Below are 21,275 nucleotides of genomic sequence, written 5' to 3'. Positions count from 1 at the left end.
CACTGTAGAAGTGATAGCAGAGGCTTTCTCTACGGCGGTAGAGGGGAAGATTTGGTGTGCCTGAACATGGGGTTGATGATTTAACTTGCATTCTGATAGAGATAAGCTTTAGCTGTGAATGGGACCTCGATGCGGTCTCTCTATTGGACTTGAAATCAATCATGGTTACAGGAAATCCGCCATATATTTCCGCTCATCCGCCGCAGACTGTCGTCTGCGGCTTTTTTCGTGGATTTTACGATAGAAAAGGATGATGAAATATGACCATGATTTTAACGGCAAAGGATATTCAAGTTGAATGGGATGGAAGGATTTTGTTTGAACAGGTCGGCCTTGATGTGGCGGCAGGAGAGCGAATTGCACTGCTTGGCCGGAATGGCTGCGGCAAATCGACACTACTTTCCGTCATCACCGGTGAAAAAGAGCTGGCAGCAGGCCAAATCGATGTACATCTTTCCCGGTCGGAATGGGGGTGGCTCAAACAGGAGCCGCTATGGAAGGCTGAACCTGTCATAGAAGCGGCCGGAAGAAGCAGCAGTGAATCACGCTGGGGTCTGAAGATGAAGCTTCAAGAAATGGAGCAGAACATGAAGCCTGAAGATGGTGCAGCAGGTGAACAGCTCCTTGAGAAATATGGGCAGCTGCTGGATGCCTATGAGAACGAAGGCGGTTTTGTATGGGAAACGGATCTCGAAAAATACCTGACCCAAATGGGCATTGGCCCGGATCTGTGGGACATTCCGTTCCGGAACTTGAGTGGAGGCCAGAAAACAAAGGCGATGCTGGCATCATTACTTGTATCTAAGCCGAAATTTCTGCTGCTGGATGAGCCGACGAATCACTTGGACGGAGAAAGTCTGCAGTGGCTTGAGAATTGGCTGTCCTCCTACAAGGGAACCGTGCTTTTCGTATCCCATGACCGTGAGTTTATCGACCGTACTGCAACCTCGGTATGTGAGCTGACTCAAGAAGGAGCACGGCGGTACATGGGCGGATATACACGTTACCGGGAAGAGAAGGAAAGGGAACGGCGGGAACAGGAGGGCCTGTACCGAAAGCAGGAGCTGGCCCGGAAGGCGCTGGAGGAGTCGATTCGAAATTACAGGGAGTGGTTCCATAAAGCGCACAGCTCAGCGGGAGACCATGATGTGAAAATCACGGCCAGCTTTTATAAAGCCAAGGCCAAGAAGAACATCTCGCGATATCATGCAAAAGAAAAGGCATTGGAGCGTCTGGAAGCGGAAGCCGTTCGAAAGCCGAAGGATCCGCGCCGATTGAATATGAAGCTTACCGCAGAGGAGTTTGGCGCCCTAACCCTTCTGCGTGCAGAGGGAATGACGTTTGGTTACGGGCACCGCGTACTGTTTGAGGATCTGGATCTACAGGTGAATCGCGGAGACCGGCTGGCGGTCCGGGGGCCGAACGGGACCGGAAAGACCACGCTGTTAAAGCTGCTTATGGGGATGCTGCACCCTTCGCAAGGAAGAATTGTTACTCATCCGGCACTAAATATCGGATATTTCTCCCAAGAGCTCGATAACCTGGATCCCGAAACGAGCCTGCTGGACAGTCTACTGGGGCTTCCGGATATGACCCAGAGCCGGGCCCGGACGCTGCTGGGCAGCTTTCTGTTCAGTCGGGATGACGTGTTTAAGAAGATCAAAAATTTGAGTATGGGAGAGCGATGCAGGGCTGCATTTTTGAAGCTGTATTTCAGCGGGGCCCATTTGCTCGTTCTGGATGAACCAACTAACTATTTGGATGTGGATACAAGGGAAGTGATTGAAGAAGTGCTGGGGGCTTTTCCGGGAGCCGTTATCCTCGTATCGCATGACCGGTACCTTGTCCGAAAGGTGGCCAATCGATTATTAACATTAAATCCGGACGGCCCGCCCGTCTGGTTCGAAGGCAGCGTGCAGGAGGAAGAAGAGTATGCAGCGAGAAGGGGCGTCATTCGGGAGGATACAGATCAGGAGAACCGCAGGATGGAACTTGAGTACCGGATTCAGGAACTTCTGTATGTAGAACCCGGGGAGATGGGACTGGAAGATGAAGTGATCAGGGAAATTCGGGCTCTCCGCGAAGAACTCCAAAGCTTGGGGCAGGAGTAGGCAAGCTGTACAGCCTAAGAACATGATTTACAGCGTATGATCTTGTCATCTCGGTCAATAATGAATATAATGATACAAGATCATTTGTTCATATTATGAAAATGCATGGATGGAGAAGAGTAAGCAGTGCTTCTGTACAGGGAGGAGACACCGTTAGATTGAGAGTGTCTTTATGGAATCAGGCTGCCGAAGTTCGCTCCGGAGCAGTTCTCTGAACACCTGTGAACAGGGCAGGACATTAGGAGATAACGTGTACCGACTCGTTACGTCGGTTTAGAGTGAACCTTGTGTTTGCAGTGGACCTACAGTCCATGCGGCATAGGTTAACAAGGGTGGTACCACGGTCTTTTCGTCCCTTACGGGAGAAAAGGCCTTTTTTTGTTGGCTGTATACAGAAGCTGTTCATTACATTATGCAAGGAGGCGTTTGAAGCTATGAAAGACAAATTGATGGCATTGAAAGCAGAGGCGCTGGGTCAGCTTCAGGAGGTTGCGGATCCCGCAGCCCTGAATGATCTTCGCGTTAAATATTTAGGCAAAAAAGGGGCTTTGACCGAGATTTTGAGAGGGATGGGCGGACTTAGTGCGGAAGAGCGTCCGATCATCGGCCAGGTAGGTAACGAAGTTCGCGGTGCGATTGAAGAAGTCATTACTTCAAAGCAGGAAGAGTTCCAGCGCAAGGAGACGGAAGAACGTCTTCGTGCTGAAAAGGTAGATGTAACCCTGCCGGGCCGGCCGCTTACACAGGGCTCTGTTCATCCGCTCAGCCGTGTGATTCAGGATATTGAAGATATTTTTATCGGTCTCGGTTACCGTGTAGCTGAAGGACCGGAGGTAGAGACCGATTATTTCAACTTTGAAGCATTGAACCTGCCGAAGAATCATCCGGCCCGGGATATGCAGGATTCTTTCTATTTGACAGACGATCTGCTGATGCGGACACAAACCTCTCCGGTGCAGGCACGCACGATGCTTGCGATGAAAGGTGAAACCCCGGTCAAAATCATCTGCCCTGGACGAGTATTCCGCCGGGATGATGATGATGCTACACACTCTTTCCAATTCCATCAGATCGAAGGTTTGGTGATCGGTGAAGGCATACGAATGAGTGACCTGAAAGGTACGCTGCTGCAGTTCGTGCGTGAAATGTTCGGCGTGAATACGCAGATTCGGCTTCGTCCGAGCTTTTTTCCGTTCACAGAGCCCAGTGCAGAAGTCGATGTGTCTTGTGTAAAATGCGGCGGCAGCGGCTGCCGGGTATGCAAACAGACAGGCTGGCTTGAAATTTTGGGCTGCGGCATGGTGCATCCAAAGGTGCTGGAGATGGGCGGATACGATGCTGAAAGCTGCAGCGGATTTGCATTCGGCATGGGTGTGGAGCGGATCGCGATGTTGAAGTATGGTGTGGATGATATCCGCCATTTCTACAACAATGATTTGTCATTCCTGAAACAATTTGCACGGATCTAACCGATATCTGAAAAGGAAGTGAAATACTTATGAGAGTATCAACCGAATGGTTGTCCCAATATATTTCTCTGGAAGGCATCACGGCAAAAGAGCTGGCTGAACGCATTACATCGGCTGGTATCGAAATCGACATTATCGAAAATCGAAATCAGGGCGTTCACCATGTCGTTACCGGATATGTAAAACATAAGGAAAAACATCCCGATGCCGATAAACTGAATGTATGTACAGTGGATGCAGGTCAAGGCGAGGATTTGCAAATCGTTTGCGGAGCAAAAAACGTGGATGCCGGACAGATTGTTCCTGTTGCTATGGTTGGTGCGAAGCTGCCAGGAGGACTGGATATCAAAAAAGCGAAGCTTCGCGGTGTGGTATCCCAAGGTATGATCTGTTCTGCCAAAGAGCTGGGAATGAACGACAAGCTGCTGCCCAAAGAGCTGCAGGAGGGCATCCTCGTTCTGCCTGAGAATACAGAAATCGGTGTGCCGGTTACAGATGTGCTTGGTTTGAATGACGAGGTTCTGGAACTGGATCTTACACCAAACCGCTCGGACTGTCTCAGCATGCTGGGCACGGCTTATGAAGTCAGCGCCATTCTCGGCCGGGAGCTAACGCTTCCGAAACCGGAGGAAAGTCTGGTAGAAGTGAGCGACTCGGCATCAAATTATATTTCGGTATCCATTGCAGCGGAAGAGCAGTGTTCTCACTACAGCGCCCGCTATATTACCGGTGTGCGGATTGAATCCTCACCGCTGTGGATCCAGAACCGTCTGATAGCGGCCGGCGTTAGACCTATCAATAATATCGTCGATATTACGAACTACTGTATGCTGGAATATGGACAGCCTCTTCACGCTTTTGACGCAGACCGTCTTCCGGGAGGCAGCTTGACGGTCCGTTTAGCCCGTGAAGGAGAAAAAATGGTAACACTGGACGGACAGGAGCGAAACCTGGAGCCGCATATGCTGATTATCGCTGCAGAGAATGGACCGGCTGCACTCGCAGGTGTTATGGGCGGTCTGGATTCCGAGGTCACGGACCAAACCGTAAACATTGTTCTGGAATCGGCAAAATTTGATGGAGGAACGGTACGCAAAACTTCCAGGCAGCTGGGTCTCCGCTCAGAAGCCAGCTCCCGCTTTGAGAAGGAAGTCGATCCGGCTGCTGTCATTCCTGCCCTGAATCGGGCGGCAGGCCTGATATCTGAATATGCAGGGGGTACGGTCCATGAGGGCATTGTGCAGGCTGGTTCAGCAGAAGCTGAGAAGAAGATCATCACGCTGTCTCTGCCCAAGGTTAACCGCATACTGGGAACCGATCTTTCCCAGCTTGAAGTGAAAACCCTGTTTGCACGTCTGCACTTCTCTTGTGGTGACGCTGGCGAAGGCCTGATTGAAGTGGAGGTTCCTACCCGCCGCGGTGATATTACGCTGGATGTGGATCTGCTTGAAGAGATTGCCCGTCTCTACGGGTACGACAATATTCCAACAACCGCCATTCAAGGAAAAACGACACCGGGTACGCTTAGCAAGCCACAGCTGATCCGTCGTGCCCTGCGCCGTTTGTTAACCCATGGGGGATGGCAGGAAGTTTTGGGCTATTCGTTCATTCATCCACGTCAGGCGGAAAAGTTTGCTTCCCTTGCAGGTGAAAGTAATCAAGTCCGGCTCGCGATGCCGATGAGTGAGGATCGCAGCGTGCTGCGTACCAGCCTGATCCCGCAGCTGCTTGATATTGCATCCTACAATACGAACCGTAAACAGCCCGACCTAGCTTTGTTCGAGATTGGCAACCTTTTTCACAGCAATGAGGAGCAGCTGACGATTCAGCCGAAGGAACAGCCTGTACTCGGTATGCTGCTGAGCGGCCGACGCGGCAGCAAGCAGTGGAATGTGCAGCCGGAGAAGGCCGACTTCTTCGATCTCAAAGGTGCTGTTGAATCCATCTTTCAATATTTGGGGATTGCCCCAAGCACCGTGGAGTATAAGGCCGATCAGCCGGCGGATTTCCACCCGGGCCGTTCAGCATCCGTCTATGTTAATCTGGATAGCGGTCAGGTTAAACTGGGTACACTCGGCCAGGTTCATCCTCAGCTGCAGCAGGAACAGGATGTGGAAGACACGTATGTGGCCGAGCTGCTCCTAGATCCTTTGTATGAGCTGACTGACAGCAGCGTGGCATACCAGGATCTGCCGAGGTTCCCCGGTATGGAACGTGATCTGGCCATTGTAGTAAATGAAGCGGTGGAGGCTGGTGAATTAACTGCATCCATCCGTGAGCATGCAGGTGATCTGCTGAAGAAGGTACAGGTGTTTGATGTATTTACAGGAAGCAAGCTTGGCGAAGGAAAGAAGAGTGTTGCCGTATCGCTCACCTTCCGGCACCAGGAACGTACACTGACCGATGAAGAGGTCGGAATTGCGGTAGATCAAGCCGTACAGGCCCTGGAGCAATCTTTTGGCGCAGAATTAAGAAAATAGCAGGAATTATATGAAGCCGCATCGAATTACCATTCGATGCGGTTTTTCTTTACGTAATCTATTCCACGTGAAAAGGGACTTTTTCACGACAACATACATGCTTTGATGCGGTCAATGAACGGTAAGTTCGTCTCGACAGGCGTTCTTCGATATAATCATATATAATAGTGAGAAGCGTAATGACCGCAAGAAGACATCTTAGAATCAACACACCATACAAGGAGGGCACAACTGTGACTACACCTGACCGAAATCGTGTTACCGTAGAAATCTACGGCACTTCCTATAAACTTATGGGCAGCAGCAATGATTACATGAAACAAGTTGCCAATTATGTAGATGAGAGAATGCGATCGATTTCCAAAAATCATTCCCGTTTGGATACCCCTCGCATTGCCGTCCTGGCTGCTGTACAAATGGCCGAGGAAGCCGTTCAGATGCAGCAATTCCAGCATGAAGTAAAGCTCCTGACTTCAGAGCGGAGCGAGCTCCGTTCTGAAGTGGCCCGTATTCAGAATGTTCTTCTGGAGCAGCAGCAGCGTTTTGAAGAACAGACAGGCAGTCTGGAAGGACAGCTGAAGGAGCAAAGCGAGCTGGCATCTGAGCTGGCAGCGGTTAAGGATAACCTGACTGCCGAGACACAGCGCAGTAAAGAGCTGCTGCAGAAAGAATCACAGCGTGCGGCTGAGCTTTTGAAAGAGAAACAGAGTTTGCAGGACCAGCTGAATCGTAAAACCCAGGAATGGGAGAAGAAGCATAAGCAGACTGTAGATGATCTGAAGCGTCAGCATGAACAGCAGCTTCAGACGATCCAGAAAAACCATAAGCAAACTTCTGAACAGACGGAGACCGGATACAAGCGCCAAATTCAGCAGTCTGAGCAGAAGCAGGCCGAAATGATCAAAGGTCTGGAACAGAAACATGCTCAGGCCCTGGAGGGACTGGAGCAGCGCTATCAGAAAGAGATCCATCAGCTGAAAGAGAATCATGCACAAACGCTCACGAAGATGAAGCAGGAGTACACCGAAACCGTGGAACGCATGAAACAGGAGCACGCGGAAACTGTGGAACTGATGGAGCTGGAGCACACCGGGAATGTCGAACAGCTGGAAGAGGGTCAGTCCCGTACCCTGCTTGAGATGGAGAAAACCTACTCCGAGAAAATTCAGGAGTTGGAAGCAGGCCATACCCATGCAGAGCACGAAATGCAGCAAAAGCATGATGAGGCTGTTCAGAAGCTGAAGACAGAGCACAGCCAGACGGTACAGGGGATGGAGAAGCAGCACAAGCAGTCAACTTCCGAACAGGAAGCCCGGCATATAACTGCAGTTCAAACGCTGGAGAAGAAACTGTCTGAGCAGAAAAGCTCTGCACAAAGGTTTCAATCCCTTGCTGAACACAGTGAGAAGGAACTTTCTTCTTTGAAAGAGGAGAACAACGGTCTGAAGCGAAATCTGGAGAAGACCCGCACCGACCTGGAGGCGGCTTCTAAAGAGCTTCAGTCGGTGAAGAGTCAGATCCATGCAGCTAGGAATCAAACAGAGCAGCTGATCCAGGAAAGAGACCGCTTGAAGCAGGAAGCGGTGAAGTCGGAAGAGGAACGCCGGCGTCTGCAGCGCCTGGTGGCGGACGGTAATGAACATTCAAGGAAGCTCCATGAAGACCTGGAGCAGACCGTAAATGAACTGGAAACCTGGAAGAGTCTTGCCGAGGAACGGAAAGAAGAGCTTCGGAATATGGAGCATCGGATGTCACAGGCAATGGAATCATCAGATGCTCATGAAGAGGAAGTGCTTCGGATCCGTGAAGAGATCAGCACCCTGAAGGAAGAACTGGAACGGCAAGGATCAGGCCGTCATACAGCGGAGCAGGAATTGCAGGATATTCAGCTCCAGCTTGAACAGGTGGAGAAAGCCAGAGCAGAAGCACATGCTCAGGAAGAAGAAACACGGAAGCTGTATGAAATGCTGGAAGAAGAATACGATACCGTATCTCTGCAGCTGGAGCAGCTTCGCAAGACCTCGGCGGACCATGAAGGACGCGAACACCATCTGGGAGACAAGCTCCAAAGGGCTGAAGAAGAAATTAGGCAGTGGCAGGAAAAGTATGAAGTTATCTCTCAGGCCAGGGAGCAGTGGGAACAGCAGGAAGAGCAGCTGACCGAAGAGCTGGGAGCATGGCGGCAGCAGATCGCTTCCTCTAAACAAGCGCAGGAGCAGCTTGAAGTAGAGAACAAGGAAGTATCCCAGCAGCTTTCCGAGCTGGGTGAACAGTATGAAGTTACCGTTCACCAGTACCGTCTGCTCCAAACCCAGCAGGAGATTCACAATGAGCGCACGGCCAAGCTGGAGGAAGAACACCGGAAACTGCAGGATGAATATGCCAAGCTGCAGGTAGAGTATAATGAATGGATCGAGCTGATCGAACAGGATCAGGGCTGACCCTGATCTTTCGGTCAGCTCCCTGACATTTAAAGATGGGCATACAGAAAACCCCCAGCTTCGATGGAATCCATCGTAACAGCTGGAGGTTTTTGTGCTGGTGAGGAGATTATTCCTCCACAATCAGCTTGGATGTCATTTTAGAGTGGCCGGGTCCGCACATGATCGAGCAGGACATTTCAAACTCACCGGCTTTGTCCGGGGTCACTACTACGGAATTTTTGTTGCGGTCGAGCTGTACACCCAGGGCCGGGATCATGACACCATGGTTGCCTTGCTCATTCTTGAATTGAATCTCTACAGGGACACCTTTTTTCAACGTGTATTCCTGCTGATCAAATTTGAAGTCCGTAGCGCTGATGACGAGCTCAGCTTCCGGTGCTACACCCGTTTCGGTTACGCCTGTGCCGCTTTCAGGTGAAGCGCTGTTATTATCTTCGCCGCATGCTGCCAGAACGAAAAGCAGCATAAGGGATACAACTAAAGCGAGCGATTTTTTCATACTATCCATCTCTCCTATCAATATTTGTAAAATGGGTCGTATCTATAATAACGCAAAACTAGTGATTGTGCCTCTATTTCATTATGTAGAATTGGTGAACATCACAGAGAGAGTTGCTCAACAGCAAAGAAGCCGGCCAGCTCCATTCTGCATGAAGCATAGAGACCCAAGGCGGCCGGCTGACTTTATCTAGGTTCTTTCGTGTCTTTTCTGATCAAAAGGTGCAGCAAGCGGGATAAACAGGTCAATGATGCCGATAACCAGAGCAGCAAGAAGCGCACCCAGGATCGTTACCTGTACACCGTTCACAATGAAAGATGACAGATATATAACCAATGCGCTCACCAGAAATCCGACAATGCCGCGTCCAAACGGAGTTACCCGGGTTTTAAAAACACTTTCAATCACCCAGCCGAGCAGAGCGATCACGAGAGCCAGCACCAGAGCACTGCCGAATCCGCCAACACTAAACTGTGGAACAATCCACCCGACAATCCACAAAACCAGGGCAGAAACGATAAAACGTACAACATGCCCGAGAATGGACAAGACGATACATCCTCCTTTTTTCTAAACTGATCAGCCGTTAGTTATTTTGCTCTGGAGTGTGGGGAGATATGAGTGGAAGGTTTTCACGGTAAAGAAGCCTGGAAATAGCGGAAATGTGCGTTCTTCGATATAATAATAAAGCATGAACGAGAGGAGTTGTGACTTCTTGGACGACAAGATATTACACACATTGGAATATAGAAAAATTTTAAATACACTTGCTGGATATACTCAAACGACGATGGGCAGAAAAGCAGCGGAGCAGCTGCTTCCGAATGTTTCCCTGGAGGACGTCAAGCATCTTCTTTCAGCCACAGATCAGGCGTACACGGTAGACCGGTTGAAGGGAAGCCCGCCCTTTCGCGGAATTACAGATATCAATGATGCCCTGAAAAGAGCCCGGATCGGCGGGACGCTGAATCCGCATGAACTGCTTGCGGTGGCGAACACCACATTCGGTTCACGGCGCTTGAAGAGGTTTCTGGCACAAATTCACGAAGACGAGCCTATAGAAATCCTGTTCCACCTCAGCGAGCTGATCTCGGAACAGAAGCCTTTGGAAGACGCCATTAAAGCATGTATCGATGACAGCGCAGAGGTTATGGATTCAGCAAGTTCAGAGCTGTCTCAAATCCGGCGTGAGCTTCGCGGAGGAGAAGTAAGAATCCGTGAGAAACTGGATGCCATGATACGCTCACAATCTGTAGCAAAAATGCTGCAGGATCAGTTGATCACCATTCGGGGCGACCGGTTTGTTATTCCGGTTAAAGCAGAGTATCGTTCCTATTTCGGCGGTATTGTACATGACCAGTCCGGATCCGGAGCCACCTTGTTTATTGAACCGGAATCCATTGTGGCTATGAATAACAAGCTGCGCGAGACCCGAATGAAGGAAGAACGCGAAATTGAAATCATCCTGCAAAAGCTGACCGCTCTGGTGGGTGAGCAGGAGGAGCTGCTTTCTTATGATGTGGATGTCTGCGGACAGCTGGACTTTATTTTTGCCAAAGCCCGTCTGGCTCATGTAACCAAATCCACCCTGCCTCGCATGAATGACCGCGGATATCTGAAGCTCAAAAAAGGCCGTCATCCGCTCATTCCGGCAGACCAGGTCGTTCCCTTAAATGTGGAACTGGGCAACACCTACACATCCATCATCGTGACAGGACCAAATACAGGGGGCAAGACGGTTACCTTGAAAACGATCGGACTGCTGAATCTGATGGCGATGTCAGGTCTGTTTATTCCGGCTGAGGAAGGCAGTCAAATGTGCGTGTTTGATGCTATTTATGCAGATATCGGTGATGAGCAGAGCATAGAGCAGAGCTTAAGTACGTTCTCCAGCCACATGACGAACATTATTCGAATTTTGGGCAGCATGACACCGAAAAGTTTGGTGCTTCTGGACGAAGTGGGTGCCGGTACCGATCCTGCCGAGGGGTCAGCCCTGGCGATTGCCATTCTGGAGCATATCCACCGGACAGGCTGCCGGATGATTGCCACGACACACTATTCTGAATTGAAAGCCTATGCTTATGAACGTAAAGGGCTGATCAATGCAAGCATGGAGTTTGATATCACTACACTGAGTCCGACATACCGGCTGCTGGTGGGTGTACCAGGACGAAGCAACGCATTTGCGATTGCAGAACGGCTTGGGCTTCAGGGAGGTATCCTGGAGTTTGCACGCGGAGAGGTGAAGGAAGAAGATCAGCGTATTGAGCATATGATTGCTTCCCTCGAGGAGAACCGGCATGAAGCTGAAGTCGAACGAGAAAAGGCGGAATCCGTCCGAAAGGAAATGGAGGACCTGCGCTCCCGTCATGACCGTGAGCTGGCGAAACTGGAAGAACAGCGTGACAAGCTGGTGGATAAAGCGCGTCTGGAAGCCAAGAAGCTGGTGGACAAGGCTCGTTCCGAAGCGGAAGATATCATATCTGATCTGCGTAAGCTTGCCCAAGAAGAAGGAGCCTCTGTCAAGGAACACAAATTGATTGCTGCTCGAAAGCGGCTGGATGAAGCAGAACCTGAGCAAAAGAAAAAGACAGCTGGAAAGCGCAGCGCGAGCGAGAAACGCAGCATTGGCGCGGGAGATGAGGTCATGGTGTACAGCTTGAACCAGAAGGGGCATGTTGTAGAATTGGCAGGTACGAAAGAGGCGCTTGTTCAGCTCGGCATCATGAAAATGAAGGTATCTCTGGATGATCTGGAGCTTGTTTCTTCTCCCAAGTCCTCTGCATCCAAACCACAGCAGCGTACAGCAACCGTTCTAAAGCGTACACGTGATGCTAACACACGGAGCGAGCTGGATTTGAGAGGCGAAAACCTGGAGGAAGCACTGATCGCGGTAGACCGGTTTATCGACGAAGCCTTTTTGGGCAATCTGGGCCAGGTATACATCATTCACGGCAAAGGCACAGGTATTTTACGTACCGGCATTCAGGAGTACTTGAGAAAGCATCGGCATGTGAAAAGCTACCGTCTTGGAAATTACGGCGAAGGCGGTAACGGGGTCACGATCGCAGAACTGAAATAATGATGAAATGTACTAAAATGGAACCTTGCTGTCTTTTGAACCGTATACAACTGGATGAATGCATTACGACGAATGTACTTCCTCGGGGAGTACATGAATGACGGGGAGGAAGCCTCTGGATGATGGAAGCCATTGATGCAATGCTGGATCACCCTGTGGGTGCACTGGTGGGCTATTTCTCGGTTGCCATTTTAGCGTTAATTGTTTTTTTATCGTGCTTTGAGTGGGTTACGAAATATAAATGCTGGGACGAAATCCGAAAAGGGAATGTTTCTGTTGCGATGGTAACCGGCGGGAAAATCTTCGGCATCTGCAACATTATCCGTTTTTGTATTGAACACAATACGACGGTGTACGGCATGATGAAGTGGTCGTTTATCGGTTTTATTCTGCTGCTGGCTGCTTATCTCATGGTGGAATTTATGACACCTGTTTTTTCTGTAGATGAAGAGATTGGCAAGGATAACCGGGCAGTCGGGCTGATCGTAATGATCATTACGGTGTCCCTTTCTTATGTGATCGGGGCCAGTATAATCTGATTGGAGGACCTTGAAGGATGAAATATTTACCTCGTGTGCTGTTCGCCGCCGCCTTGATTTTTATGGTGTCGGGTATTGTATACTTGATGATGAATTAAAGGCATGGAAACCGTCGTACGCCACGGGTCCATTTGGAAAGGATGAATACTTGTGACAGAACCGACTATATGTCCCTGGTGTCAAAGCGAGATCGTGTGGGATGAAGAGATCGGACCTGAAGAACACTGCCCGCATTGTGAGAACGAGTTAAAGGGATATCGCACCATCAGTGTGGGGCTTGACGATGAAGAAGATGAAGATGTAGTGGGAGATGAATTGCCTGATCCTGATGAGGATTCTTCCGATATATTTCAAGATCCAGCGGGTCTGAACCAGCCGTTCTGGGGAGGAGAAAAGACTCGGGATCCGGGTGTTGAGGTATTGGAGCAGTACGGAGAAGACTATGACCTGATGGCCTATGAGGAATCCGTCGAGAAAGCATTGGATCATCAGGAAGAAGTGCCGGAATGCATGCACTGTAAGGAATATATGCTCCTGGCAGGACAGCAGGTGGTGACAGGAGAAGGTTTCAATCCGGTTCATCCACCGCATCTCCAGGCTCCGCTGCTGAAGCCGCCATTTCAATATCAAGTCTATGTCTGCTCCGGCTGTTTTCAGGTACAGTATACGCTATGTGACGATGACCGCCAGCGTCTGATCAAGGGATTGACGGAATCATCATAAACGGAAGCTAAAAGTAACCATTCCGGTAGCTGCGATGGCAAGTGTTCTTCCGACCGCTGTTGCCTCCAAAATGCTTGAATTATAAACTTCGGTAGCATTTTGGAGGCAAAGGCGGCCGCTGTCGCTTCTCCAGAATCACTTGTCACCTCCGCTAAAGAAGGGTTATCTTTTGTTCCGTTGAAGTATAGAACTTAAAAAAGCTAGTTCCTGTGGAGTGCAGGAACTAGCTTTTTTTGATTTTAATATACATAAAATGAACGTAATAAAATTTATAGAAACATTTTTTTAATATCAACTATAGAGTTTGAATATAAAATTTACATGTTTAACGCAGATTGAGAACCAATCTGGAGAAGCGAAGCGGTCGCCTCAAAGCTTTCCTTCGGAAAGCTTACGTCGGAAGCAAACGCCATCCCCGAATTTACCCTTATAGAGATATATACAAAAAATCCGGGGATAACAGCGATCGGAAGATGGTTCTCAATCGAAGTGGACCTGTGTGTAGTTGGTAACCTCATTTTATATAGCGGTGTCTTTGAAATGCGAACGTGTCAGGGGGAACCACGACAGCTCTTCCGGTTCATGTCCCGATACGGCCTGAGCCATCAGATCTGCAGCAATCATGCTGTACACCGTTCCATTGCCTCCATAACCTTCAATAAAGTAGCTGTTTGGGAACTCGGGATGGCGGCCGATCAGCGGCATGCCGTCCCGGGTTGAGCCGAAGATGCCGGACCAGCTGTATTCAGCAGTAATATCTCCTAACCCTGGAAAGAGTGCCCGCACTTCATCCAGCAGCTGCTGGCTGCGAGCGGTTGTAATGTCTGCGGTCAGCCCGCCTTTTGACAAGGGTTCATCCAGGCCGCCGGCTATAATCCGGTTATCGGGTGTGGTTCTTAAATATAGGTATGGTCTTTCCGTCTCCCAGATCATGGCCTGCTCATGCCAGGAAGATAAATCGGGAACAGGAGGTGTCATGATGGCATAGGAGTACTCCAGCACAGCTGCCTCGTCCTGTTTCCAGTCCTGGGTTTCGTAACCCATAGCCCAGATGACAGTTTTGGCTTTGATCTCACCGTTTTCGGTCAATGCAACAGCGCCGGCGTTTACATAGTCTACGCCTGTAACTTTACTGTGCTCATAAATTTGAAGTCCATGCTCGGCATGACTGCGGGCCAGCAGTGCCTTCACCATATGATAAGGATTAACCTCGGCATCCTTACGGCTGTAAAGTGCGGCAGGTTTAGAGAATGGAAACCGGGCACTGATCTGCTTCTGATCCCAGAACTCGACATCAAAGCCGTAACGGATCAGATTGTCATACTCCGTACGCAGCATCTGAACATCCTGTTCGGTGCTGGCATAGTACATGCTGCTCCGGCGGCGGAATCCGATGTCATCCGGAAGCTCTGCGGCAACGGAAGCAAGGCGGTCCACGGCCTGTGCGCACAAGCTGTAAAATTTACTGGCTCTCTCCTCGCCAAACCGACCGATGAGATCTGTCAGGGAATCGTCATTCATAAATTGCAGCAGACCGGTGCTGGCGGAAGTACTTCCGCTGCCGACTGTATTTTTTTCCAACAATATGACATCTGTGCCTTGTTTACTCAAAATATAAGAAACCAGTGCACCACTGATTCCGCCGCCGATCACAAGAACGTCGCATGACTTGCTGCCTTCCAGCACCGGATAGGATGCATATTCCTCTGTCGTTTGTGATGCCCAAGGGTTGGGACCTCCGGTCAGCTTCATGCTGCCACCTTCTCTCGTTAATATAAATTAAAGGATTTACCTGATGAACAGGTTCTCATACAAGAGAACATTTTAGTCACATAGAGTAAGCCGGTTCTAGCCATACTATGCAAGTCACCTAAACCGGAAGGGGGAAATCAAATGATGTACAATTCACAAATGCAGCCGCTGACTTCCAAAGAACTTGACTATATCGTGGACTGTATTTCCAATGAAAGCTCGCTCGCCAAGCATTGTGCAGCTACTGCAGCATCGGTGTCCAATCCTGCAGTCCAGCAGGCGCTGATCGGTTTCATGCACAAGCATGAGCATCATATGGATACACTCGTCCAATCACTGCAGAGCCATCAAAATTTGGCACAACCATCTCATTAAACTTGAACAACATGAATAAGGAGGAACCTCATATGATGGCATCTCAAAACGGGAGTACCTTCCTGCCGGAAGAGGATTTGCTGAACAGCATTCTGAATGAATTAAAACGTGCTTCACGCGAGTACACGACAGCGACCACAGAAGCATCCTGCCCTTCAATCCGCCGTATGTTTACAGATTTGGCGTCTGAGACGCTGAAGATGCAGGGTGAAATGTACCAGCTGATTGAAAAACAGAAGCAGTATCCGGCTGCAGTTCCTTACGCCATGAAAGCCGATGTGGATAAGCAGCTGAATGAGATGCAGAAGACCAGTCAGAAAACACGTGAGTTTACGGCTCAGAAGACTTCGGGAATTGAGTCCTATTCACATATCCCGAATACTTCCGAGCACCCAACCAACGTCCAGCCGGGTCATTAGTCAATTGTACCCAGCTGGCTGACTTGCGAAGCAGATGCACAACCGATGGCTCCAGGCGTTTGCCTGCTGCCATCGGTTTTTTCTTTGCACAGAGGGCGAAAATTATTGTAATATAGGTATTAATCTCTTTACGGGGAACCCGGCTTTTGGCCGTCTTGCCTGAAATCAGCGCTGGAGGATTCAACAATGGAAGAATTAAGCGAATTTAAATTAAAGGTGCTTGACCTGTTAAAAGAGGATGCGAGAAGGACTCCTGCTCTTTTGTCGACCCTGCTGGGTGTGGGTGAAGAAGATGTGAAGGAGGCCATCACGCAGCTGGAGAAGGATCATGTGATTGTGAAATACGCGACTGTCGTGAATTGGGGTAAGGTAGAAGAAGAAAAGGTGTATGCACAGATCGAAGTACAGATTACACCTGAACGCGGGAGAGGCTTTGAAGGAATTGCGGAACGCATCTATTTATTCCCTCAGGTCAAATCGGTATATCTGATGTCCGGTGCTTATGATCTGCTGGTTGAAGTGGAAGGCCGGAGCCTGAGGGAAGTAGCTAACTTTGTATCCGAGAAACTATCTCCGATTGAATCGGTCCTATCGACCAAAACGAATTTTATTCTTAAAAAATATAAACAAGACGGGATTATATTCGAAGAACGTCAAGAAGACAATCGTCTCCTGATCTCGCCGTAAAGGAAGAGTGTATATGATAGTGAACCAGGATCGTCTTACCGATAACAACAAGAAGTCCATGAGCTCCTATCTGGCTCCGAGTGTCAGAGATATTCAGCCTTCGGGAATTCGCAAGTTTTTTGATCTGGTCAGCGGAAACAAGGACATCATTACATTGGGCGTAGGTGAGCCCGATTTTGTAACACCTTGGCATGTTCGGGAAGCTTGCGTATATTCTTTGGAACGCGGGTTTACCGGATATACATCAAATGCGGGTATGCCGGAACTGAGAGAGGAAATCTCCCGTTATTTGAGCAGCAGCTTCCAGGTATCTTATGATCCCAAGGATGAAATATTGGTCACCGTGGGGGGCAGTGAAGCGATTGATCTCGCTCTGCGGGCTCTGATCCAGCCAGGCGATGAAATTCTGGTGCCTGAACCGTGCTATATCTCCTATTCGCCGATCACCTCGATTACCGGGGGGGTTCCGGTAGGCATTGAAACAACGGCTGAGCATCATTTCAAGCTGACTGCAGAAGCACTGGAAGCGAAGATTACACCCAAGTCCAAAATTTTGATTCTGTGTTATCCGAGCAACCCGACAGGAGCTACGATGACGTATGAGGATTGGCTTCCGATTGCGGAAGTGGTGGAACGCCATGATCTGATCGTCATCTCTGATGAAATCTATGCCGAGCTGACCTATGACGGTAAACATGTCAGCTTTCCTTATATGCCAGGCATGAAGGACCGGACGATTCTCGTCAGCGGTTTTTCCAAGGCATTTGCGATGACTGGCTGGCGTATGGGCTATGCCTGTGCTCATCCCGATCTCATCAGCGCCATGTTAAAAATCCATCAATATACAGTGATGTGTGCACCTGCTATGGGCCAGGTGGCAGCGCTGGAGGCGTTGAAGAACGGTCTGGGTGAAAAGGACCGGATGGTCGATTCCTATAATCAGCGCCGACGTCTGATCGTTCAGGGGCTGTGTGATATCGGACTGGAGTGCCATGAACCGCAGGGAGCATTTTATGCTTTCCCAAGTATCAAATCTACAGGGCTGACATCGGATGAATTCGCACAGCGGCTGCTTACAGAAGCCAAGGTTGCTGCCGTCCCTGGTTCCGCATTCGGTCAAGGGGGCGAAGGGTTTATCCGTTGTTCCTATGCGACTTCCATCGCACAGCTGGATGAAGCGCTGGACCGTATGGGCAAATTCGTTGAAAAATTGACTTCATAAGAAGAATGTTCTTCCTTTTCCTTGAATTAGCAAAAAAATTGCTTTTCATTACTAGGAACTATGATATAATTTTATTTCGGGAGAGAATTAAACTATTCCAAGGAGGGGAAGCATATGTTCTGTGATTACGATTTATCGCCATACAACGGTGAATTTGCGGCTGAACATTCGGATCATGATAAATGGACCGTTGAACATGCGAAATCGGCTCCGCAGGACATTTCCCTGGAAGAAGAAATTCATCAGCTCCGCCGGAAGATGGAACAGATATTTCTACAGGAACAGTCATTTACTTCTGAAATAGTGATCGAAATCAGCAGTCTCCTAGATTTGAAGATCAACGAATATATGAGAGCCCAGCCCAGGAAGAAGTAAAGGTTGGCTGAGACAAGAAGACCCCGATCCCTCGGGGTCTTCTTTGCGTCCATAACGGGGATGCAATGCCATCATTCATCTGAAAGCAAAGATATGTTATAGTGGGACCATAATGCATGTCGTTCCGGACCTCCCGGGTGAGGGATAGAGGAACGCTTAATGGAGGTTTACAGAATGAAAGTGTATACCAGAACCGGAGATTCAGGCGAAACTTCAATTATCGGCGGCCGGGTCCCTAAGGATGATCTTCGTATTGAAGCATATGGCACAATTGATGAACTGAACAGTTTTTTCGGTCAGGCCGTTTTTCTCGCCCAGGAAATGAAGTGGGAGGAGCTGGCGGGGCAGCTAGTTGAAATTCAGCATGAATTATTCGACTGCGGATCCGATCTGGCTTACGCCAGACCGAAAGAGGAGTCTTATAAAGTAAGTGCAGCACTGGTGGAACGGCTGGAGAAATGGATGGATGACTTTGAAGAGGAAAATCCGCCGCTGGAGCGATTTATTCTGCCGGGCGGAAGCCAGCTTGCATCTGCTTTGCATATTTGCCGTACAGTGTGCCGGCGTGCGGAGCGGTTGACGGTGTCTCTCGCGCGTACAACCGAAATTAACAGCGAAGTTACCCGATATTTAAACCGTCTCTCGGATTATTTGTTTGTCACAGCGAGAACATCAAATGTCCGCAGTGGTGTGCCGGATGTGGAATATGTTCGCAGCGGTAAAGTGTTCAGGTAATCGGTTTATGACACAGTATTACTCTCCTATTACCTATACCGTACAGGAAGAGGATGACGGGATGCTGCTGAAGACAATCCTCCAGAAGCGGATGGGCGTATCCCGAAAGCTGCTCTCCCGCTTAAAAATGACGGAGCAGGGTATCCATCTGAACGGCAGCAGGGTTTATATCAGCGTGAAGGTGAAGCAAGGAGACATCGTCGACATTCGCATGGAGCAGGAAACTTCGGAGGATATTTTGCCGCAGCCGATGGATTTGCCAATCTTGTTTGAAGACGAGCATCTGCTGGTATTGAATAAACCCGCAGGCAGTGTTGTTCATCCTACTCACGGCCATTACACAGACACGCTGGCCAACGGGGTGGTCTATTACTGGGCAGCTCAGGGATGGAAATACCGGTTCAGAGCGGTGCATCGGCTTGATCAGGAAACCAGCGGTGTACTTTGTATCGCGAAGAATCCGTATATCCATCAGCACATTTCCGAGCAGATGATTGCAGGTGTTGTGGACAAGCGGTACTTAGCACTCGTGCACGGCATTCCTTTACCGGCTTCCGGTGATATAGATCTGCCGATTGACCGGGATCCTGTGGATACCCACCGCCGGATCGTGACCCCGTCAGGTTACCCGTCATTGACCCGATATCGTGTGCGGGAAACGTATGATTCCTTGGCTTCTCTGGTGGAGCTGAAGCTGGAAACCGGAAGAACACATCAGATCCGGGTGCACATGAGTCACTTGGGACATGCCCTGATAGGTGACAAGATGTACAGCCAGACGCTGCAGCATGCTGAGTATGCTGATAGCGTTATGGACATAGATGCACATATTCAGCGTCAGGCTCTGCATGCAGAGCGGCTGACGCTGTTCCATCCTATATTGAACCGATCGATGACATTTGAAGCGCCCCTGCCCTCGGACATGAGTCATTTGAGGGAGTGGCTGCAGAATCAGAATCTCGCATAATTATTTTAAGGAGAGTGCAGTATGAGTCAGTTACAAGTGTATCACTACCCTGCCTGCGGCACATGTAAGAAAGCGGTGAAATGGCTTCAGCAGGAAGGACATGATCTGACGCTCCGTCACATCAAGGAAGAGCCGCCAACCCCGGCAGAACTATCAGATTTGATTGCAAAAAGCGGCCTGGATATCAAGAAATTTTTCAATACCAGCGGTGAGGTATATAAGCAGATGAATCTGAAAGATAAACTTGGTGATATGACAGAGGATGAGAAAATCCAGCTGCTTTCCTCTAACGGCATGCTGATCAAGCGTCCCGTGGTTACGGATGGATCAAGTGTGACCGTTGGCTTTAAGGAAGATGTATTTGCTGAGAACTGGAAAGCTTAAATGTCCACCGCCTGCACTATGAAAATGCGGAATATGCTATAATAGAAGAGCTGTATTTAAAATGAGACAGGAGGGAATGTCAATCATGAATCAACCGCCGCAACCGTCCCTGATGCTTGTTGATGGTATGGCTCTTCTGTTCCGTGCCTATTATGCCACGGCAGCGAGCGGCTACATCCGCAGAACTAAAGCGGGACTGCCTACCAATGCCGTATACGGTTTTCTTAGATATTTATGGGATGCTATAGATCAGTTTCAGCCTACACATGTGGCATGCTGCTGGGATATGCCTTCAAAAACCTTCCGAAGTGACCAGTTTGCAGCCTATAAAGGTAATCGTGCCGAAGCCCCTCTTGACCTGGTGCCGCAGTTTTCACTAGTTCGTGAAGTTACAGAATGCTTGGGAATCCCGAACCTGGGCGTGGAGGGTTTTGAGGCCGATGACTGTATTGGAACCTTGGCCTGCCGCTTCAGTCAGCAGATGGATGTGATGGTTCTCTCGGGAGACCATGATCTGCTTCAGCTGGTTAGTGAACGCACATCCGTTATCATTATGAAAAAAGGTCATGGCAATTATATGAAGTATACGCCGGAAACCCTGTATGAGGAAAAAGGTCTGACACCGCGCCAGATCATTGATGTTAAAGGGCTCATGGGGGATACAAGCGACAATTATCCCGGTGTGCGCGGGATCGGCGAGAAGACAGCAGTGAAGCTGATTCAGCAGTATGAAACCATTGAAGGTATTCTGAATAATATGGAGTCTCTCGCCAAAGGAGTGCGAACCAAGATTGAAAGCGATCTGGACATGCTTCACTTGTCACGCAGCTTGGCCGAGATACACTGCGAGGTTCCGCTGGAATGCGAGATCCATCTATGCGCACTGGAGATTAATCTGGATACCGTGCATGCCAAGCTGGAAGAGCTGGAGATGAAGAGCCTGAGTCATTTAATGGGAGCCGCAGCCGTACTGTGAGCAGCGAGTCTCAAGAAACAACAAGAGAGAGGA

19 protein-coding genes are annotated in these 21,275 nt (G+C 49.4%); 16 read left to right on the top strand and 3 right to left on the bottom strand.

Translation table 11 applies throughout. From position 1 onward, the window contains the following. Positions 1-260 precede the first annotated feature (260 nt). From abc-f to zapA, 4 genes are all read left to right on the top strand, one after another. Entirely contained in the window at positions 261-2,111 is a 1,851-nt protein-coding gene (abc-f, locus tag HII30_RS09845) for a ribosomal protection-like ABC-F family protein (RefSeq protein WP_169504854.1), read from the top strand. A 434-nt stretch (positions 2,112-2,545) separates the two neighbouring features. Next, positions 2,546-3,580, top strand: coding sequence for a phenylalanine--tRNA ligase subunit alpha (gene pheS, locus HII30_RS09840; protein ID WP_169504853.1), 1,035 nt, complete (start codon positions 2,546-2,548; stop codon positions 3,578-3,580). A gap of 29 nt (positions 3,581-3,609) precedes the next feature. Then, positions 3,610-6,060: a phenylalanine--tRNA ligase subunit beta gene (gene pheT, locus HII30_RS09835; protein ID WP_169504852.1), complete on the top strand. Its 2,451-nt coding sequence runs from the start codon at positions 3,610-3,612 to the stop codon at positions 6,058-6,060. A gap of 233 nt (positions 6,061-6,293) precedes the next feature. Further along, positions 6,294-8,501: a cell division protein ZapA gene (gene zapA / locus HII30_RS09830; RefSeq protein WP_169504851.1), complete on the top strand. Its 2,208-nt coding sequence runs from the start codon at positions 6,294-6,296 to the stop codon at positions 8,499-8,501. Positions 8,502-8,610: 109 nt separating this feature from the next. On the opposite strand, the gene HII30_RS09825 is transcribed toward zapA, so the two are convergent. Then, a complete protein-coding gene (locus HII30_RS09825; RefSeq protein ID WP_169504850.1) occupies positions 8,611-9,003 on the bottom strand; it encodes a cupredoxin domain-containing protein in 393 nt (130 codons plus the stop codon). A 189-nt stretch (positions 9,004-9,192) separates the two neighbouring features. Beyond that, positions 9,193-9,552 (bottom strand): phage holin family protein, encoded by a 360-nt coding sequence (locus tag HII30_RS09820; RefSeq protein WP_169504849.1) that lies wholly within the window; start codon positions 9,550-9,552, stop codon positions 9,193-9,195. Positions 9,553-9,718: 166 nt separating this feature from the next. Between HII30_RS09820 and HII30_RS09815 the strand changes: the two genes are divergently transcribed. The 3 genes from HII30_RS09815 (at position 9,719) to HII30_RS09805 (ending at position 13,350) form a co-directional block, all read left to right on the top strand. Then, entirely contained in the window at positions 9,719-12,088 is a 2,370-nt protein-coding gene (locus HII30_RS09815) for an endonuclease MutS2 (protein WP_169504848.1), read from the top strand. Between the two features lie 119 nt (positions 12,089-12,207). Further along, positions 12,208-12,627, top strand: a complete 420-nt coding sequence (locus tag HII30_RS09810) for a DUF350 domain-containing protein (RefSeq protein WP_169504847.1) — start codon at positions 12,208-12,210, stop codon at positions 12,625-12,627. Between the two features lie 150 nt (positions 12,628-12,777). Further along, positions 12,778-13,350 (top strand): hypothetical protein, encoded by a 573-nt coding sequence (locus HII30_RS09805; RefSeq protein WP_169504846.1) that lies wholly within the window; start codon positions 12,778-12,780, stop codon positions 13,348-13,350. Positions 13,351-13,869: 519 nt separating this feature from the next. Here the strand turns inward: HII30_RS09805 and HII30_RS09800 are convergent. Beyond that, complete coding sequence (locus HII30_RS09800; RefSeq protein WP_169504845.1) at positions 13,870-15,102, bottom strand: NAD(P)/FAD-dependent oxidoreductase; 1,233 nt, start codon at positions 15,100-15,102, stop codon at positions 13,870-13,872. A gap of 144 nt (positions 15,103-15,246) precedes the next feature. Here HII30_RS09800 and HII30_RS09795 point away from each other — a divergent pair, with 144 nt between their 5' ends. The 9 genes from HII30_RS09795 to HII30_RS09755 all read left to right on the top strand — a co-directional run bounded on the left by HII30_RS09795 (position 15,247) and on the right by HII30_RS09755 (position 21,242). Then, on the top strand, positions 15,247-15,477 hold the full coding sequence (locus tag HII30_RS09795) for a hypothetical protein (RefSeq protein ID WP_169504844.1): 231 nt from the start codon (positions 15,247-15,249) through the stop codon (positions 15,475-15,477). Between the two features lie 32 nt (positions 15,478-15,509). Then, on the top strand, positions 15,510-15,896 hold the full coding sequence (locus HII30_RS09790; RefSeq protein WP_246246227.1) for a spore coat protein: 387 nt from the start codon (positions 15,510-15,512) through the stop codon (positions 15,894-15,896). Positions 15,897-16,082: 186 nt separating this feature from the next. Next, positions 16,083-16,583: an Lrp/AsnC family transcriptional regulator gene (locus tag HII30_RS09785; protein WP_169504843.1), complete on the top strand. Its 501-nt coding sequence runs from the start codon at positions 16,083-16,085 to the stop codon at positions 16,581-16,583. A 13-nt stretch (positions 16,584-16,596) separates the two neighbouring features. Continuing rightward, on the top strand, positions 16,597-17,805 hold the full coding sequence (locus HII30_RS09780) for an aminotransferase class I/II-fold pyridoxal phosphate-dependent enzyme (protein ID WP_169504842.1): 1,209 nt from the start codon (positions 16,597-16,599) through the stop codon (positions 17,803-17,805). Positions 17,806-17,919: 114 nt separating this feature from the next. Next, complete coding sequence (locus HII30_RS09775; RefSeq protein ID WP_169504841.1) at positions 17,920-18,180, top strand: aspartyl-phosphate phosphatase Spo0E family protein; 261 nt, start codon at positions 17,920-17,922, stop codon at positions 18,178-18,180. A 174-nt stretch (positions 18,181-18,354) separates the two neighbouring features. After that, a complete protein-coding gene (locus tag HII30_RS09770; RefSeq protein ID WP_169504840.1) occupies positions 18,355-18,915 on the top strand; it encodes a cob(I)yrinic acid a,c-diamide adenosyltransferase in 561 nt (186 codons plus the stop codon). A 7-nt stretch (positions 18,916-18,922) separates the two neighbouring features. Next, complete coding sequence (locus HII30_RS09765) at positions 18,923-19,882, top strand: RluA family pseudouridine synthase (protein ID WP_169504839.1); 960 nt, start codon at positions 18,923-18,925, stop codon at positions 19,880-19,882. Positions 19,883-19,903: 21 nt separating this feature from the next. Continuing rightward, a complete protein-coding gene (locus tag HII30_RS09760) occupies positions 19,904-20,266 on the top strand; it encodes an arsenate reductase family protein (RefSeq protein WP_169504838.1) in 363 nt (120 codons plus the stop codon). An 85-nt stretch (positions 20,267-20,351) separates the two neighbouring features. Then, the gene (locus HII30_RS09755) at positions 20,352-21,242 is read left to right on the top strand and encodes a 5'-3' exonuclease (protein ID WP_169504837.1); all 891 of its coding nucleotides are present in this window, start codon (positions 20,352-20,354) and stop codon (positions 21,240-21,242) included. The last annotated feature ends 33 nt before the right edge of the window (positions 21,243-21,275 follow it).

This window comes from Paenibacillus lemnae (genome assembly GCF_012933385.1).
GTDB lineage: Bacteria > Bacillota > Bacilli > Paenibacillales > Paenibacillaceae > Paenibacillus_AQ > Paenibacillus_AQ lemnae.
Note: the sequence above shows the minus strand (reverse complement) of the source record. Positions and strands in the feature narration are given on the sequence as shown.